This is a genomic window from Streptomyces sp. NPDC057702, from assembly GCF_042799315.1.
Taxonomy (GTDB): domain Bacteria; phylum Actinomycetota; class Actinomycetes; order Streptomycetales; family Streptomycetaceae; genus Streptomyces.
Genome location: NZ_JBHVJC010000023.1, coordinates 106,169 through 121,277, shown reverse-complemented (window position 1 = coordinate 121,277; position 15,109 = coordinate 106,169). Strand labels below are relative to the sequence as shown.

Sequence of the window (15,109 nt, the reverse complement as noted above, 5' to 3'; positions counted from 1 at the left end):
AAATTTCTCCTCGGGGCGCGGCGTGCTTCCGCCCTCTCACGCACACCACCGCACACGCCCCGGCCCCGCCTCACACGCACCACCGCACACACACCGCCGCACACCCCCACCACCCCGCGACCCCACTCCCAGCCCGTCCGACCCCGCAGGACCAACCCCACCCCTGGAGGACTGTTTGCTGACCGTCAACGCTGTTCCCGCGCCGGCCGAGGGCCCGGGCCGTTCGATCCGTGCGGATATCGGGTCACTGGTCGCCGGGCCGCTGCCGGCCGATGCCGAGGTGCGGGGCGACTGGGTGCGCGCGCCGGGGGCGCGGGGTGGCGCGGTGATCTACGTCCACGGGGGCGGGTTCGCGCACACCCGTCCCGAGGCCGAGCGCGTGCTGGCGTACCGGCTCTCGCGGGCGACGGGGCGGCCGGTCCTGCGCGTGGACTACCGGTTGGCGCCCGCGCATCCGTATCCGGCCGCGGTGCACGACGTGTTGGCCGCCTGGCGGGGCGTGTTGGACGACGGCGTGGCCGCCGGGGATGTCGTGCTGGTCGGCGAGTCGGCGGGGGCCACCCTCGTCCTGTCGGCGCTGTGGGAGATCGGGCGGGCCGGGGGGCCGGCGCCCGGGGCCGCCGCCGTGATCTCGCCGATCACGGACCTCGCGCTGACGGGCGCCTCGTTGGACGCGGCCGAGGGCACGGACGTGATGAGCCGTGCCGTGCTGAGCGCCGTCGCGGCCGACTACCTGGCCGGCGCCGACCCGGCCGAGGCGCCGCAGTCGCCGCTGTACGGCACGTCGCCCGGGCTGCCGCCGCTGCTGGTCGCCGTCGGTGCGGACGAGGTGCTGTACGACGACGCCCGCCGCTTCGCGGAGGTGGCCGACGCGGCGGGGGCGAGTGTGCGCCTGGACGTGTACGAGGGCATGCCGCACGCCTTCCACCTGTCCACGCACGGCGAGTGGGTACTCGACCGGGTCGCGCGGTGGCTGGCCGACCCGGTTCGCGCGTACCCCGTCAGCGGCCCGGACGCGGGGCCGTACGGGGTGGCCGGCGGGTCGGACGGGGCGCTCTGGTTCACCCTGGTCCACCAGGGCGCCGTCGGGCGCCGGGACGCGTTCGGGCAGGTCACCACCTATCCCGTGGGCGCGGGCCCGACCGTGGTGACGCCGGGGCACGACGGCGCCCTGTGGTTCACGGAGTACGGCGCGCACCGCGTCGGCCGGATCACGACGGCCGGCGAGGTCTCCTCGTACGCGCCGCTGACGGCCGACGGCGGGCCGTACGGCATCGCGGCGGGACCGGACGGGGCGATGTGGTTCACCCTCGCCGCCGCCGACCGGATCGGTCGGATCGCCCCGGACGGCACCGTCACCGAGTACCCGGCGCCCGGTGCCTTCCCCTCGGCCCTGGTCGCGGGGCCGGACGGCGCGCTGTGGTGCACGCTCAACCAGGGCAACGCGATCGGCCGCGTCACGGTGGACGGCCGGGCCGTCGCCTACCCGCTGCCGACCGCCTCCGCCGGCCCGGTCGGCATCACCGCCGGGCCCGACGGCGCGCTGTGGTTCGTCGAGATCGGGGCGGGACAGGTCGGGCGGATCACCGTGGCCGGCGTGATCACCGAGTACCCGTTGCCCGACCGCCAGGCCCGCCCGCACGCCATCACCGCCGGCCCGGACGGAGCGCTGTGGTTCACCGAGTGGGGCGCCGGCCGGGTCGGGCGCGTCACCATCGACGGCGAGTTCACCGCGTACGACCTGCCCAGCCGCACGAGCGAGCCGCACGGCATCACCGCGCATGACGGCGCCCTGTGGTGCGCCCTGGAAACCGGCGCGCTGGCCAGGATCGAGGCGCCACCCCACTGACGGCCCCGCCGACAGCCCCCGCTTCCCAGCCCCGCCACCAGCGCGGGCCGGCCACCAACCCGCACGCGCCATGGCGACGCGGGCCCCCGCCCGTAGCCCGCACCCGTAACCCACGCCCGTACCCGACCGGGTACACGCCCCGACCACCCCGCACCCCGCACCCCGCACCCCACGGAAGGAATCTCCTTGCCCCGTACGGCCCTTGACGCAGGTACCGCCTTCGACCGCCAGGTCAACACCCTGATCGCACTCGGCTACCCGGCCATGGCCGGCCTCGACGCCGAGCGGTTCACGGCCCTCCTCACCCCGCTGCGCGCGAGTGCCGTCGCCACGGTGGCGGCGCGCGAGACGGCACCGGCGCCGGCGAGTGACGGAGCGGCCGTCGCGACGCCGCGCGAGGCACCCGACGCGACGGGTTACGAACCGGAGTCGCCGGCGGGGTACGCCGATGAGCCCGATCGGGTCGCGGAGACCGGTCGGGTCTCGTTCCTGCTGGTCGTCACCCGCGACGTGGCCCCGATCGAGGAGACGATGCCGCGCACCACGCTGCACGGCGGGCGGCTCCCCGGTTTCGTGGACCGCAGCTTCGAACCCGGCGCGCTGGAGCGGTTCGTCGCCACCGAGGAGGTGGCGCTCCCCGGCCACCGCGCCTATCTGCTGCTCGACGTCGAACGCGGCGAGGAGTTCTGCGGCGCCGTTCCCGCCGACGCCCTGCGCACCCTCGCCGACCGGGGCCGCACTCCCCTCACCATCGAGGAGGGCATCGCCCTGGTCACCCACTTCCCGCAGGTTCTCGTCAAGAACAAGTGTTTCTCGCTGGGTGGCTCCCGCAGCGGCGACCGCCGCGTCCCCGCCCTGTGGATCAGCCAGAAGGCACCCAAGCTGGGCTGGTGCTGGGTGGGCAACCCCCACACCTGGCTGGGCATGGCCTCAGCCGGCGACCGACGCGCGGGAGCGTGAACGCGCGGCCCACCGGGCCGGGTCGCGGCGACGAGCAGAGCCCGGGCCGAGGGCGGGGCCCAGGCCGGGCTTGAGGCGAGGGGCGGAGCTCCGACGGGGGCAAAGCCCCGGCCGGGCCGCCCAGGCCGAGGGCCGGAACCCAGGTCGGGGACGGGCCCCGGGCCCGGGGCGAACGGATCAGGGGCGGGGTCCAGGCCGGGGGCCGCAACCCGGTACGGGGGGAACCCGGCACGGGGGGGCGGAACCCGCTCCGAGGGGCGGAACCCGCTCCGGGGGCAGCCCCGACAGCCAACGACCGCGCGCCCGGCCGGACACGGGCGCGCGGGACACGGGCGCGCGGGGCACGGGGGGGCACAGGGCGGACTCCCCCGCCACTGGCCTCATGGGCCACCCGCCCCCTCACGGCAGTCGGCAGCGCCGAACAGCCGACGCCGACCCGCGAGGGTTCGTCCGTACGCCGGGGAAGCCACGCCAGCCACGTCGTACACCCGGCACCCCCATCAAGGCGCCGCCCGCCGCGAAAGCAGCACCACAAGCCCGTGGAGGCGCCACCGCGCACCAGGAAACCGACGCCAAGCGCCCCAGCCCGCACTCCCACCCCCACCCCCAGGAAGCGGCACCCCCAGGAAGCGAAGCCCATCACCCAGAAGGTGGCCCCTCAGAAAACCGACGCCGCGCGCCAGGAAACCGACGCCAAGCGCCGGTCAGCCGGCGCCCGGAGAAACCGACGCCAAGCGCCGGTCAGCCGGCGCCCGGAGAAACCGACGCCAAGCGCCGGTCAGCCGGCGCCCGGGGAAACCGACGCCCCGGGAAGAACGGGCGCCCGGCGGCCGGGAGAGCCAGCACCCGGAGGAAACCCGCACCCGGGGAAACCCGCACCCGGGCGGTCAGCCAGCCCGCGTGGTCGTCAGCCGGCGGCCGCGGCGGGGGCCCGCGCGCCGAGCCACTGTTCCGCGTCCCAGGCTTCGAACCGCTCCACCTCGGTGAAACCCAGCTTCGCCGCGAGACGCATCGAGGCGCGGTTGGCGCTCTGGGTGGCGAGCACCACCGGTTCGCCGGGAAGCGCGCCGGTGAGCCAGTCGAGCGCCGCCGCGCACGCCTCGGCGGCGTATCCGTGACCCCACGCCTGCGGCAGGAACAGGTAGCCGAGGTCGACCTTCCCCTCGGCGGCCGGCCGCAGGTGCCCCTTCGCCCGCCTGAGCAGGACCAGGCCGATCATCGAGCCGTCCAGGTCGACGACGAAGCTGCCAGGTCGGGGCGCGGGCGCCCCGGGGATCTCGCGCTCCAGGTCCTCGCGCGGCCGGGGGCCGCCGAGGTAGGTGTGCACCTCCGGTGAGGCGAACAGCTCGATGAAGGCCGCACGGTCCCGGGCCTCGGGCGCCCGGAGCACCAGGCGCGTGGTCCGTATCGGCTCCGGCGGCCAGGTCACATGATCCAGATCTTCCATTCGCGCACCCTAACAGGCGGTCATTTCGGCATATAACAGACGACGCCTAGATCTGAAGGCGGACCCTTCCCCGGGCTCTCGGCTCATGCGCGGAGCGGCCCCCGCTGGCTAGCGTCGGCGTTCATGGCGGATACGGAGAACGACACGGGGGACGGGCGGCGCGACGCCGCCGAGCGCGGACGGGACACCCTGGAGCGACTGGGTGGGGAGCGGGACGTGTGGGTGGCGACGAGCCACCCCGAACACGGCCCGCACCAGGTGCCGCTGTGGTTCCTGTGGGACGGCCGGGCGGTGTGGGTGTGCACCGGGGCGGACTCGGTGACCGTGCGCAACGTGCGGGCCCAGCCACGGGTGCGGCTGGCGCTGCCGGACAGTTTCGACGTGGTCTCCCTCCAGGGCGAGGCGACCTGTCACCCCGCTCCGGAGGCGCCGGCGTCGGCCGCGGACGCGTTCGCCGACAAGTTCGGCTGGGACCCGCGCGCGGAGCCACGCCCGCACGTGTACCTGAGCGTGGTGCCGCGCACGGTGCGCGCCTGGCGCGGCGCACCGGAGTTGCGCGGCCGGGTCGTCATGCGCGACGGGGTGTGGCTGGCCTGAGTGTTCCCGTACGGGTCGACGCGGCGAAAGATGTACGCCACATGAAAGCTGGGCCGCCAGCCGTGACAGCCGCGCGGTCGGGCCGTGATCATGAGGACCATGGCGAGAGCGGGTGAACCCGACCTGGTGGCCGCTGTGCGCGACTACTACGAGCAGTCGGCGGAACGTGAGGTCGAGCGGCTGGCGAGGCCGGCGGACGGCGCTGTCGAGCGCGAGGTGCACGCGCGGGCCCTGGCGGAGCACCTGCCTCCCGCCCCCGCGCGGGTGCTCGACGACGGCGGGGGCCCCGGCACCTGGACCCTGTGGCTGGCGGAGCGCGGCTACCGGGTGACGCTCGCCGATCTGTCGCCGGCGCTGCTGGACCTGGCCCGTGAGCGCCTGGCGCGGGCCCCCCGGCAGCACGCCGAGAACGTGGCGGCGGTCGTCGAGGCCGACGCGCGGGACCTGAGCGCCTTCCCGGACGGACACTTCGACGCCCTCCTGTGCCTGGGCCCCCTCTACCACCTGCCCCACAGCGGCGACCGGCGGCGGGCCCTGCGGGAGGCCCGTCGCGTCCTGCGGCCGGGTGGCGTGCTCTTCGCGAGCGTCATGCCGCCCTACCCCCGGCTGCTCTCCACCGTCCTGGAGCACGGCTCGGCGGCGTTCACCAGCGGCGCGGTGGGCCGCGTCCTGGACGAGGGCCGCTACGACGACCCCCGCCCCGGGCGCTTCACCGGCGGCTACCTGATCCGGCCCGAGGACGTGCCACCGCTCTTCGAGGAGCACGGCTTTCGTGTACGCCGCCTGCTCGCCTCCCAGGGGTTCCTGGCCCGCGCCCAACCCGAGGCCGCCGCCCTGGCCCAGCGCGACCCCGGGGCCTACCAGCGCCTGCTCGACCTCGCCTACGCCACCGCCGACGACCCGGCCATCCACGGCATGGCCGGCCACCTCCTCGTCATCGCCGAACGCCCTTCGTCCGAAGACCAGTTGACGTAGCGCGCGCACGACCCGGCGCGCGGCGCCCACCCCGGCGAGCGCCGTGGGTGACCGGCCGGAGGCGCCACCCCCCACCACGGCGGCGCCCGCGCGGGCGGAGTCACGCGGTGGCCATGGAGGGCGCGCAAAGGCCCAACCCGACGCGCGCGGCGGCCACTTCGACGCGATCGGCGCGCCGCGCCGCGCCCGACGTCCCTGCCGGCCGCGCCGCGTACGGGACCCCACCGCGCCAGCCGCCCCACCATGCGCGCCGGCCCACACGGCGCCCCGCGCCGCCCCCGCCGCCCGGCCCCCGCCACGTACACGCGACAGTCACGTTCGTATCGCGCCGCTCCGCGATCACCCGCGCCCGGGTCGGATCAACCGCTGCACGAGGGAGGACAACTCCCTTACGTACCATGCTCGTTGACGGCGGAGGCGGAACTTCCGTACCGGGTCGGACGCCCGTCGCAGGGGCGAATACCGGCCGGCGGCGTGGCGCGTCGACGCCCGGTCCCCGCACGCCGTGGGGCGGTGGTCGGGTGGCCGCGCCACCCCGTACGGCGCGGGACGGGCCGCCGCCAGCGGGAATCGCACTTTTCGCCAAGCCCGCCCCCGGTGTCCGGATGCGTGCGGCGCGGCCGGCCGCACCGCGACGCACCCCTGGTGACCTGGTCATCACGGGCCAACACCATTACCAGCGACCGGGGTTGTGCGAAGTACTGGTGGGGCGCGGCGAACGGAATGCGCCACACATGCGCTGTCCGACAGCCGGTCTACCTGGCGGTTCTCCGCATCACGGGTCGCACAGCAATGTGGCGGATTTCACTCCCAACCGCATGACGCTCTGCGAGCATCTACGCCAGTGCATTCAGGCCATACGGATTGCCGTGGGGGGAGTGGCCATGGGGCTGCTCGGCGATGAACTGGGATTCGCGCGCTCTCTGACAGCACAGGAACACGAGGGCGTGATGGCCCTCGGAGGTCGACGGAAGTTCGCGGCCGATGCCCATCTCCTCACGGAGGGGGACCGAACCAGTCACGTAATGATCATAATACGCGGATGGGTGACCGTTTCCGTGGCCACCGATCGGGGTGGTACGCGGCTGATCCTGGGGCTGCGCGGCCCCGGTGAACTGCTGGGCGAGATGGCCGCGTTGGACAACCACCCGCGCAGCGCCACCGTGCGCGCGCTGGGCCCGGTGGAGGCCCAGGTCATCGCGGGGGACGCGTTCCGTCGCTTCCTGGCCCTGCACCCCCGGGTCAGCGGTCTGGTGATACGTCAGCTCACCTTCCGGCTGCGCAGCGCCGACCAGGAGCGGACCGCGCTGGCCTCGCTGACCGTGCTGCAGCGCCTGGCCTCCCGGCTGACCGAGCTGGCCCAGGCCAACCCCGCCGGTCCGTACGCGTCGGAGGGGCCGGGCGCCGCGCGGGCCAGGACCGTGGTGCGGCTCGCCCAGGACGAGCTGGCCGCGACCGTCGGCGCCACCCGCGAGGCCGTGGCCAAGGCCCTGCGGCTGTTGCGCGGCCAGAACGTCGTCCGCACCGGCAACCGCATGGTGGAGATCCTCGACCCCGCGCTCCTGGCACTCCTGGCGGAGGGGCACGAGGAGTAGCGCGAGCGCGTCCGTGGCGCGACCCGTGCCGACGGGCGGCCTTGTGTAAACGGCTACAGACGGCCCAGGGCCCACGGCCCGAAGCTGAGGCGAGAGAGAGCGGCACCGACGACGAGTGGGGGCACGGCGTGGACGACGACACGACAGACGCCGCCGAAGCGCGCTACGAGCTGGTGATCAGCGTCGACGCGCGACGGTCCGGAGAGTACGACGACGCGGACAAGCCGTCCCTACGAGCCCAGATCTACCGCGTGCTGGAAGCGGCGTTCGGACAGGCCAGGGTGGGCCCGGGCGGCCTGCACCTGGAGGACCGGGGGGACGGGGTGCTGGCCTCGGTGGCCAGCCGGGTGCCGGTGACCCGGCTGCTCGGGCTGTGGCTGGTGGAGGTGCACGAGTTCCTGCGGCACGAGAACCGGGGGCTGAGCCGGCCGCTCGGGTTGCGGATCGGCCTGCACGTGGGCCCGGTCCGCCACGACGAGCGGGGCATCAGCGGGCGCGCGGTGGACCTCGCGTGCCGGCTGGCCGACTCGTCCGTGGCCCGCGCGCTGCTCGACGCGGAGCGGGCCGACCTCGTGGTGGTGGTCTCGCACCCGCTCTACGAGGACGTGGTGCGCGGCGGCGGCAAGTACATCGACGCGGCGCACTACGCGCCGGCCTGCCTGCGGCTCAAGGAGGGTGAGGTCAGCGCCTGGTTCCGGCTCCCGGGCCGGCCGGCCCCCACGCTCCCCGCCGACGCCCTGGCCACCGATGCCACCGATGCCGCCGGGGGCGGCGATGCGGCCGGGGGCGGTGGGGCGGCCGGTCCCCCCGCCGCGTCACCGCCGGGCGACACCGCCACCGACACCGAGCACGCCTACGACGCGGCCGGGGACGACGCCGCCGAGGCCGCCGTGACGGGGGCGGCGGGTGAGGCCGACGAGGAGTACGGGACCGGTCCCGGCGGCGTCCGGTACACCGTTCGCGGCGACTTCTCGCAGCACAGCAACAACCAGTACCACCAGGGCGTACACATCGGGCGCACCATCGGCGACCCCGGGCCGCGGAAGGGATGACGACGATGGCCGACGAGCAGCGGGCGAACGGCGGAGCCGACGCCGCCGGGGACGACGCCCCCGGCCCCGACCAGCGGGGCGCGGGCCGGCGGGAGGGCCGGGACGACGGGCGGGCGGCGGACGGCCGGCGCGAGGGCGAGCCCGGTCAGGACGACGCGGCCGAGGGCGAACAGGGCGAGGACGAGGCCGCCGAGCGGGAGCGGGAGCGCGAGCGGGCGGCGGGCCGCTTCCGGGAGCACACCCGCGACCCGCTGGCCGACGAGGAGAGCGAGGAGGGGCCCACCGACCTGGCCGCGGCCTCCCGCGCCCGGCAGGCCGCCCGGGTCCTCTTCGACACCGGCCGGGACCACAACACCTTCGACCGCTCCTTCATCGGCAACGCCCACATCGGCGACATCCACCTGCGGGTGGACGCCCGGCAGCCGGTGGCCGGGGTGCGTGGCGGGCCGGTGCCCGCCGAGGAGTTGCGCCGGTTGCGCCGGGTGCACGTGGAGCCCGAGGGGTACGTGCGGTTGCGCGGCGCGCTGCTCGCGCGTCGGCTGCTGGTGCTGGGCGCGGCGCCGGGCACCGGGCGGACCAGCACCGCGCTGTCCCTGCTGGACGAGGTCACCGCGCAGGTCCCGGACGCCGTGGAGCCCGCGGACGCGGACGCCTCGCGGGTGCGGCGGGTGGACCCCGACGGCGGGGTGCGCCAGCTCGCGGACTCGCTGGTCGGCGAGGGCGCCGACCCCGCGCGGGGCACCGGCTATCTGCTGAAGCTGTCGCTGAGCCGGCCCGACGCCTCGCCCCCGGACGCCCTCGACCTGGACCGGCTGGCGGCGGCGCTGGCCGGGTGTGGCGCGTACGCCGTGGTCGTCGTCACGGTCGGGACGGCGGCCGGTCCGCTGCTGGCCGGGCGGTACGGGATGCTGTGCCCGCCGGCCGACACACGGGAGCTGCTGGCCACCCGGCTGCGCGAACGCGTCGAGGAACACGTGGTCACCACCGGCGACCTCGCGCCACGGGAGGCCACCGAGCGGGTGGCCGCACTTCTGGCACAGGCCGAGGAGTTGGCGGCCGGGGAGGCGGTGACCGAGGCCGTGGGGCTGGCCGACCTGCGTCCGGCCGAGGCCGAGCTGCTGGCCTCGCTGCTGGCCGGGCACCTGCTGGGCAACCTGTCGTACGAGGAGCTGTTGGCCGGCTGTCGCGGCCTGGCCGCCAGCCAGGCGCGGGAGTGGTTCGCCGGTGTGGACCGGGCGCTGGTCGCGCCGGCCGCCGAGGCGGGCGGGGGGCCGGCGCGGCCGGGCACCGCGGCCCTCTTCCACCCGGTGGCCTCGCGGATCGCGCTGGCCGTGCTCGGCGGGGCCACCCAGAGCGCGGTGAGCACCGCCGCGCACCTGTTGACCTGGGAGCTGTCCGTACAGAGCGATCCGGACAGCACGCCGGCCCGGCCGTTGTTCTGCGACGACCCGGAGTCCGACCTGGCCCTGTCGCGGGCCGAACTGGTCGACGGGCGCGTGGAGACGGCCGGCACGGAGGTCGCCGCGCGACTCATCTGGTACCGGGGTTCGGCGCTGCCCGGCGCGGTCCTGGGCGAGGTGTGGGACCGGCACTTCCCGGTCCGGGCGCCGGTCGTGCGCTGGCTGCGGCTGCTGGCCGACGACCCCCGCGCGCAGGTGTGGGTGCGGGCCGCGGTGGCCGCGGGCGAGCTGTGCGTACGCGACTTCGACTACGGGCACGGTGAGCTGGTGCGCCCGCTGGCCGAGGCGCCCACGCCGCGCCGCCGGATCTTCGCGGCCACCCTCCTCGACCAGGCCGCCGGGCACGCCACCCACCGCGAGGTGGTGCGCAAGGTGGTCGCCGGCTGGGTGCGTGACGGCACCAAGGCGCTGCGCTGGACGGCGGCCATGGCGCTGGGGTACGGCAACGCCGCCGCCAGCACCGGCGACACGCTGGACGCGCTGGCCCGGATCGGGGTGCGCGGCGACGGCGAGCAGCTGGCGGTGGCGTCCTTCAACGTCGTACGCCTGCTGGCCGGACCCGACAGCGCCACGGTGCTGCGCCGGCTGTCCGACTGGACCCGGCACCGCCTCCCCGCCTACCAGGACCTGGGGCTGGTGACCACCGTGCGGCTGGCCGAGCACGAGGTGGCCGACGTGCTGACGGACGAGGCGGACACCGGGCTGGCCGAGCGCGGCGACTGGCCGCTGATGCTGGCCCTGACGGCCACCCGCCCCGAACTGGTGGGTCCGATCGCCGACTTGATGTGGACGGCGCTCCACACCCAGCGGTCGAAAGAAGTCGCGACGGACGTGCTGGAGACCTTGCTGCGGTCGGCGGTACGCAAGGACAGTACGGAGTGGACGATGCCGGGCCTGGCCACGCTGCTGCCCGCGCTGACGGGCACGGAAGCCGACCGGCGCCGCCTCGACTGGCTGTTGCGCCGCATGATGAACGATCCCGACGACCCACTCCCGGACGCGCGGGCCCGCCAGTTGTGGCGGCTGGCCACGCAGCGCCAGGACGCGGAACAGGTACGCGAGCGAGCCCGGCACATCGCGAGGGGCCGGCACGACGGGGAGGAAGTCCATGGCTGAGGACCAGTGGGGCGCGCCGTACGGGGGCGGCGCCGGCAGCGACCCGGCGGGCCCGCTGCTGCGGGAGTACACACCCAACGGGCCCTTCCGACACACCAGCGCGCGCACCGCGTCCGTGCTCTTCTACCGCAACGGCGGCTACAGCATCGTCACCGTCTCCGGCGTCCAGCACGTCGACAAGCGGGCGCTGGCCCGGCCGACGGCCATCTGCGAGATCGCGCTGGGCACCTTCGTGACCACGCTCCACCTGGAGTTGCCGGCGGCGGGCGGCACCACGTTCTTCAAGGCCGAGGTGGACATCCACTGGGAGGTCACCGACCCGCACCAGGCCGCCGTCCGGGTCGTCACCGACGTGGCCCAGCAGCTCACCGCGCCCACCCTGCAACGGCTGCGGGAGGTCTCGGCCGAGTTCCGGGTGAACCAGGCCGAGCAGGCCGACCGGGCCATCGGCCGGCACTGTTCCGACGGGCGTTGGGACGACCTGGGCCAGGACCTGGGCCTGCGGGTGCGGCTGTACGCGCGGCTGCGGGTGGACGACCGGACCATCCAGCACATGGACGGCATCCGCGACGCGCACGCCTCGGCCGAGGTGACCCGGGTGCACCAGACGCAGTTCCGGAGCATGCTCCAGGGCGGCGAGCTGGACCAGCTCAGCTACATGCTGGCGGCCGAGCCCGAGGAGGCCAAGGCGTTCCTGGAGAAGATCCGCCAGGAGGGGCGGCAGGACGAGAAGGACCGCGTGGAGCGGCTGTTCGCGATGGTCGAGAGCGGCCAGATCCAGTCCAACGACGTGGAGACGCAGGCCCTCAACCTCCTCAACCAGGGCCGCCAGGCCGTCCAGGGCCCGCTCGGCGCCCGCCCGGCCCACCGCACCCCGCCGCAACTGGAGCCGCCCGCCGACGAGCCGTTCACCCCCGACTGGGTCCGGGACGAGCCCGCCCCGCCCCAGCGGCCCGCGCGAGCGCCGCGCCGCCCGGCCGGGGACGCGTACGACCAGGGTGACGGGGAGCCCGCCGAGGGCGCGTACGGGGCCGGGCGGGACGAGCCGGAGCCGCCTCGGCGGCGCAACCGGCGGGAGGACGACGGCTGGGCCTGGGCGGAGGAGGGCTGATGACGGCCGACGGCGGCACCCGCACCACCCCCGGCTCCCTCGCGCCCGTGCCGGACGGGGGTCAGCACGGGCGCGAGAGGCCGGGGGAACGCATCGCCGAGCGCCTGTTGGCCACGGTCCGCGAGGACCTGGGCCGGGCCGACTCCAAGGCGGGCGTGCTGCTGTCCGGGGCGCTGGCGATGCCGGCGGTCCTGATCGGCTGGCACGGCGCGCCGGGCTGGAGCGGCCTGGGCGACGTCGCGCTGCTGCTGGCGGGCGTGCTGTGGGTGGTCGCGGTGAGCGCGCTGGTGCGGGCGCTGCTGCCGCGCACCGGCACGGTCCGCGCGGGCGGCGGGCTGACGTACTACCGCGACCTGCTGCCGCCGCACGACCTCGGGCGGCTGTCCACCGAACTCACCGAGGCCGGGCGCGATCCGGCGCACTGGCTGCTCGTCCAGGCCGTGGACGTCAGCTCGATCCTGTCCGCCAAGTACCGGGCCATCCGCTGGGCCGTGAGCACGCTGGCCCCGGCCGCGGCACTGGCGTCGGCCTGGGGCCTGACGGCGCGCTGACGCACCCGCGCGCGGGGGGCGTCGGCGCGCACCACCGCCACACATGAAGAAGACATGACACGAGGGGACGGCCGTGGGAACAGTACGGGGAGAACGGCAGACACCAGGGGGTTGGGCGCGGCGCGCCGTGGTCACCGCGCTCGGCGGTACGGCCGTGCTGGCGTCCCTGCTCACACCGGCCGGCGCCGATCCGGCGCCGGATCGGGCACCGCGACCGAGCATCGCACCGGTCAACTACGCCGTGGCCGTGGACGAGTCGGCGAGCCTGGCGCCCGAGGACATGGCCGCCGAGAAGGCCGCCGCCTCGCGTATCGCGCTCGGCGACGTCTCCTCGTCCTCGCACGCCAGCGTCTTCGGCTTCGCCGCCGCCGAGACCGACGACCAGCGGGCCGTGGACCCCATCTGTCCGCGCACCGAACTGGACGCGGCCGGGCGCGACTCGATCGGCGCGTGCGTGAACAAGCTGCGGGGCCGTAAGAAGAGCGAGGGCACCGGCACCGACTTCCCCAGCGCCATCCGGCAGGGCGTCCACGACCTGACCACCGGCACCGACCCGGCCGAACCCCGGGTGCTGTTCCTGCTGACCGACGGCAAGATGGACGTCTCCGGCAGCCCGCAGTACGGCGACCCCGCGCACCGGGCGGCCGAGGGCGAGCGGCAGTTGGCGCAGGAGTTGCGGAACGCCGCCGCGCAGCGCGTGCAGATCTGGCCGTTGGGCTTCGGCGCCGACCCGGACAAGGCGCAGCTCGACCGGATCGCCGCCGGCGGCTACCAGAAGGGCTGTGTCGAACTGCCCGGGGCCCGGCCCCGGGCCAGCAAGGTCTCCGGCGCCAAGGACGTCGGCCGGGCGCTGGAGCAGATCTTCGCCGCCGCGCACTGCCTGCGGTACGAGGAGGGCACCAGCAAGCGCCCGCCGGCCACCCTGGAGGTGGACATCTCGCCGCTGGCGACGGTGGGCAGCATCGTGGTCGACAAGGCCGACCCCGAGGTGACCATCAGCTACCGCGACCCCAGCGGCCACGAGGTGCCCAAGAACGGCACGGACCGGGACTCGAAGTTCGAGCTGGCCGGCGCCGGCCACACGGTCGAGGCGCTGAAGATCACCGACCCGATGCCGGGCACCTGGAAGGTGGTCGCCACCGCGCCCGAGGGACACCGTTCGCTGCCGGTGGGGGTCAGCGTGCTGTGGCAGGGCGAACTGCGCGGCGCGATCATCATGGACCCGCCGTCCCCGCAGCCCGGCGAGAAGGCCACCGTGACCATGCGGTTGCAGACCCGCGAGGGCTACGAGATCAGGGACCCGGACGACTACGCGGGGCTGCGCGTACGCGGCGAACTGTCCGGCGCGGGCTTCGAGCCCCAGCCGGTCGCCCTGGCCGACGACGGGAAGGGCCCCGACGGCGCCGCCAGCGACGGGTCCTTCGCCGGCACCGTCCGCATCCCGCGCGGCGCCGACGGGGCGGTCAAGGTCAGCGGCACGCTGACGGCCTCGGGGCTGAGCGCCGACACCCGCAGCGCCTCCGGTGACGTGGCACTCGGCACCCCGGACGTGACGGCCGCGCTGAACGCGCCGACCGCCACGGCCCACCCCGGCTCCGCGGTCTCCGGCACGCTCTCGGTGCACAACTCCAGCAAGACCGCGCACACCCTGCGGCTGACGGTCGGCGACGTACGGCCCGGGCTGCTGGCGATCAGCCCCGACAAGATCACCGTGGACCCCGGGGAGTCCACCAGCCGCCGGGTGACCTTCGAGGTCGCCCCCAAGGACATCTTCGGCAGCCGGCTGGACGAGGGCGGGGTGCGGCTGGCGGGCACCGTCACGGTGTCCGACGCGAGCGACGGCAACCGGGTGCTGGTGCGCTCCTCGGTGTCGGTGCGGGTGACGCCCGAGCCGAGCTTCTGGGACCGGTACTGGTGGGCGTTCGTCGTCGGCGCCGCCGTGCTGGCCGTGCTCGCGCTGGCCGGCACGCTGTGGGTGCGCCAGCGCCGGGTCCGCCAGGACCCGCGCGGCCTGGTGCTGCACCTGGTCTCCGGCGAGGGCGACGTCCTGCACGAGCACACCGTGGGGCGGGCGCGGAACCAGTGGTACGAGTTCACGGTCGTCGAGCCGCGCCGCAACCCGCGTATCGAGCGGCGCCCCCGGGGCGAGTACGCGATCCAGCGCAGCCCCGAGGGCGGGGCCGTCCTGCGCAGGCGCGGCGAGCGCCCCACCCGGCTGCGCGCGCACGAGGTCGTCGGCCTGAGCGAGGGCGTCAACCTCACCCTCGGGGACGAGCCCCGCTCCACCCGGAGCCGCCGCCCCCGCAGCGGCCGGTCCCGGGCCACCCCACCCCCCGCGCCCACCGCCGGTGAGGGCGGGGGCGCCAGCACCTACGACGCCTACCGGTGAGCCCCGG

11 protein-coding genes and 1 pseudogene are annotated in these 15,109 nt (G+C 75.5%); 11 read left to right on the top strand and 1 reads right to left on the bottom strand.

What is annotated here, in order from left to right; genetic code table 11:
- Positions 1-22 precede the first annotated feature (22 nt).
- The 3 genes and pseudogenes from ACFVFR_RS19190 to ACFVFR_RS19180 form a co-directional block, all read left to right on the top strand.
- A pseudogene (locus ACFVFR_RS19190) lies at positions 23-916 on the top strand (alpha/beta hydrolase fold domain-containing protein); the annotation flags it as partial.
- A gap of 57 nt (positions 917-973) precedes the next feature.
- Positions 974-1,849, top strand: coding sequence for a virginiamycin B lyase (locus ACFVFR_RS19185; RefSeq protein WP_383703129.1), 876 nt, complete (start codon positions 974-976; stop codon positions 1,847-1,849).
- A gap of 186 nt (positions 1,850-2,035) precedes the next feature.
- A complete protein-coding gene (locus ACFVFR_RS19180) occupies positions 2,036-2,809 on the top strand; it encodes a DUF5701 family protein (RefSeq protein WP_383703075.1) in 774 nt (257 codons plus the stop codon).
- 907 nt (positions 2,810-3,716) lie between these two features.
- On the opposite strand, the gene ACFVFR_RS19175 is transcribed toward ACFVFR_RS19180, so the two are convergent.
- Complete coding sequence (locus ACFVFR_RS19175; RefSeq protein WP_383703073.1) at positions 3,717-4,256, bottom strand: GNAT family N-acetyltransferase; 540 nt, start codon at positions 4,254-4,256, stop codon at positions 3,717-3,719.
- A gap of 123 nt (positions 4,257-4,379) precedes the next feature.
- Here ACFVFR_RS19175 and ACFVFR_RS19170 point away from each other — a divergent pair, with 123 nt between their 5' ends.
- From ACFVFR_RS19170 to ACFVFR_RS19135, 8 genes are all read left to right on the top strand, one after another.
- Positions 4,380-4,853 carry a pyridoxamine 5'-phosphate oxidase family protein gene (locus tag ACFVFR_RS19170; RefSeq protein WP_383703071.1) on the top strand — a complete coding sequence of 158 codons (474 nt, stop codon included), beginning with the start codon at positions 4,380-4,382 and terminating at the stop codon, positions 4,851-4,853.
- 99 nt (positions 4,854-4,952) lie between these two features.
- Positions 4,953-5,828: a class I SAM-dependent methyltransferase gene (locus tag ACFVFR_RS19165; RefSeq protein WP_383703069.1), complete on the top strand. Its 876-nt coding sequence runs from the start codon at positions 4,953-4,955 to the stop codon at positions 5,826-5,828.
- Between the two features lie 884 nt (positions 5,829-6,712).
- Positions 6,713-7,423 carry a Crp/Fnr family transcriptional regulator gene (locus ACFVFR_RS19160; RefSeq protein WP_383703067.1) on the top strand — a complete coding sequence of 237 codons (711 nt, stop codon included), beginning with the start codon at positions 6,713-6,715 and terminating at the stop codon, positions 7,421-7,423.
- 128 nt (positions 7,424-7,551) lie between these two features.
- Positions 7,552-8,475 carry a hypothetical protein gene (locus ACFVFR_RS19155; protein WP_383703065.1) on the top strand — a complete coding sequence of 308 codons (924 nt, stop codon included), beginning with the start codon at positions 7,552-7,554 and terminating at the stop codon, positions 8,473-8,475.
- Between the two features lie 5 nt (positions 8,476-8,480).
- Positions 8,481-11,051 carry a hypothetical protein gene (locus tag ACFVFR_RS19150; protein ID WP_383703063.1) on the top strand — a complete coding sequence of 857 codons (2,571 nt, stop codon included), beginning with the start codon at positions 8,481-8,483 and terminating at the stop codon, positions 11,049-11,051.
- Positions 11,044-12,162, top strand: coding sequence for a hypothetical protein (locus tag ACFVFR_RS19145; RefSeq protein WP_383703061.1), 1,119 nt, complete (start codon positions 11,044-11,046; stop codon positions 12,160-12,162). Before ACFVFR_RS19150 ends, ACFVFR_RS19145 begins: the two co-directional genes overlap by 8 nt.
- Entirely contained in the window at positions 12,162-12,713 is a 552-nt protein-coding gene (locus ACFVFR_RS19140; RefSeq protein ID WP_383703059.1) for a Pycsar system effector family protein, read from the top strand. The genes ACFVFR_RS19145 and ACFVFR_RS19140 overlap by 1 nt, the downstream gene beginning before the upstream one ends.
- A 73-nt stretch (positions 12,714-12,786) precedes the next feature.
- Complete coding sequence (locus ACFVFR_RS19135; RefSeq protein ID WP_383703057.1) at positions 12,787-15,102, top strand: VWA domain-containing protein; 2,316 nt, start codon at positions 12,787-12,789, stop codon at positions 15,100-15,102.
- Positions 15,103-15,109 lie beyond the last annotated feature (7 nt).

Bases quoted from the DNA above. Each gene is read 5' to 3' on its own strand.
- ACFVFR_RS19175 (WP_383703073.1), bottom strand. From the start codon at position 4,256: ATGGAAGATCTGGATCATGTGACCTGGCCGCCGGAGCCGATACGGACC.
- ACFVFR_RS19170 (WP_383703071.1), top strand. From the start codon at position 4,380: ATGGCGGATACGGAGAACGACACGGGGGACGGGCGGCGCGACGCCGCC.
- ACFVFR_RS19165 (WP_383703069.1), top strand. From the start codon at position 4,953: ATGGCGAGAGCGGGTGAACCCGACCTGGTGGCCGCTGTGCGCGACTAC.
- ACFVFR_RS19160 (WP_383703067.1), top strand. From the start codon at position 6,713: ATGGGGCTGCTCGGCGATGAACTGGGATTCGCGCGCTCTCTGACAGCA.
- ACFVFR_RS19150 (WP_383703063.1), top strand. From the start codon at position 8,481: ATGGCCGACGAGCAGCGGGCGAACGGCGGAGCCGACGCCGCCGGGGAC.
- ACFVFR_RS19145 (WP_383703061.1), top strand. From the start codon at position 11,044: ATGGCTGAGGACCAGTGGGGCGCGCCGTACGGGGGCGGCGCCGGCAGC.
- ACFVFR_RS19140 (WP_383703059.1), top strand. From the start codon at position 12,162: ATGACGGCCGACGGCGGCACCCGCACCACCCCCGGCTCCCTCGCGCCC.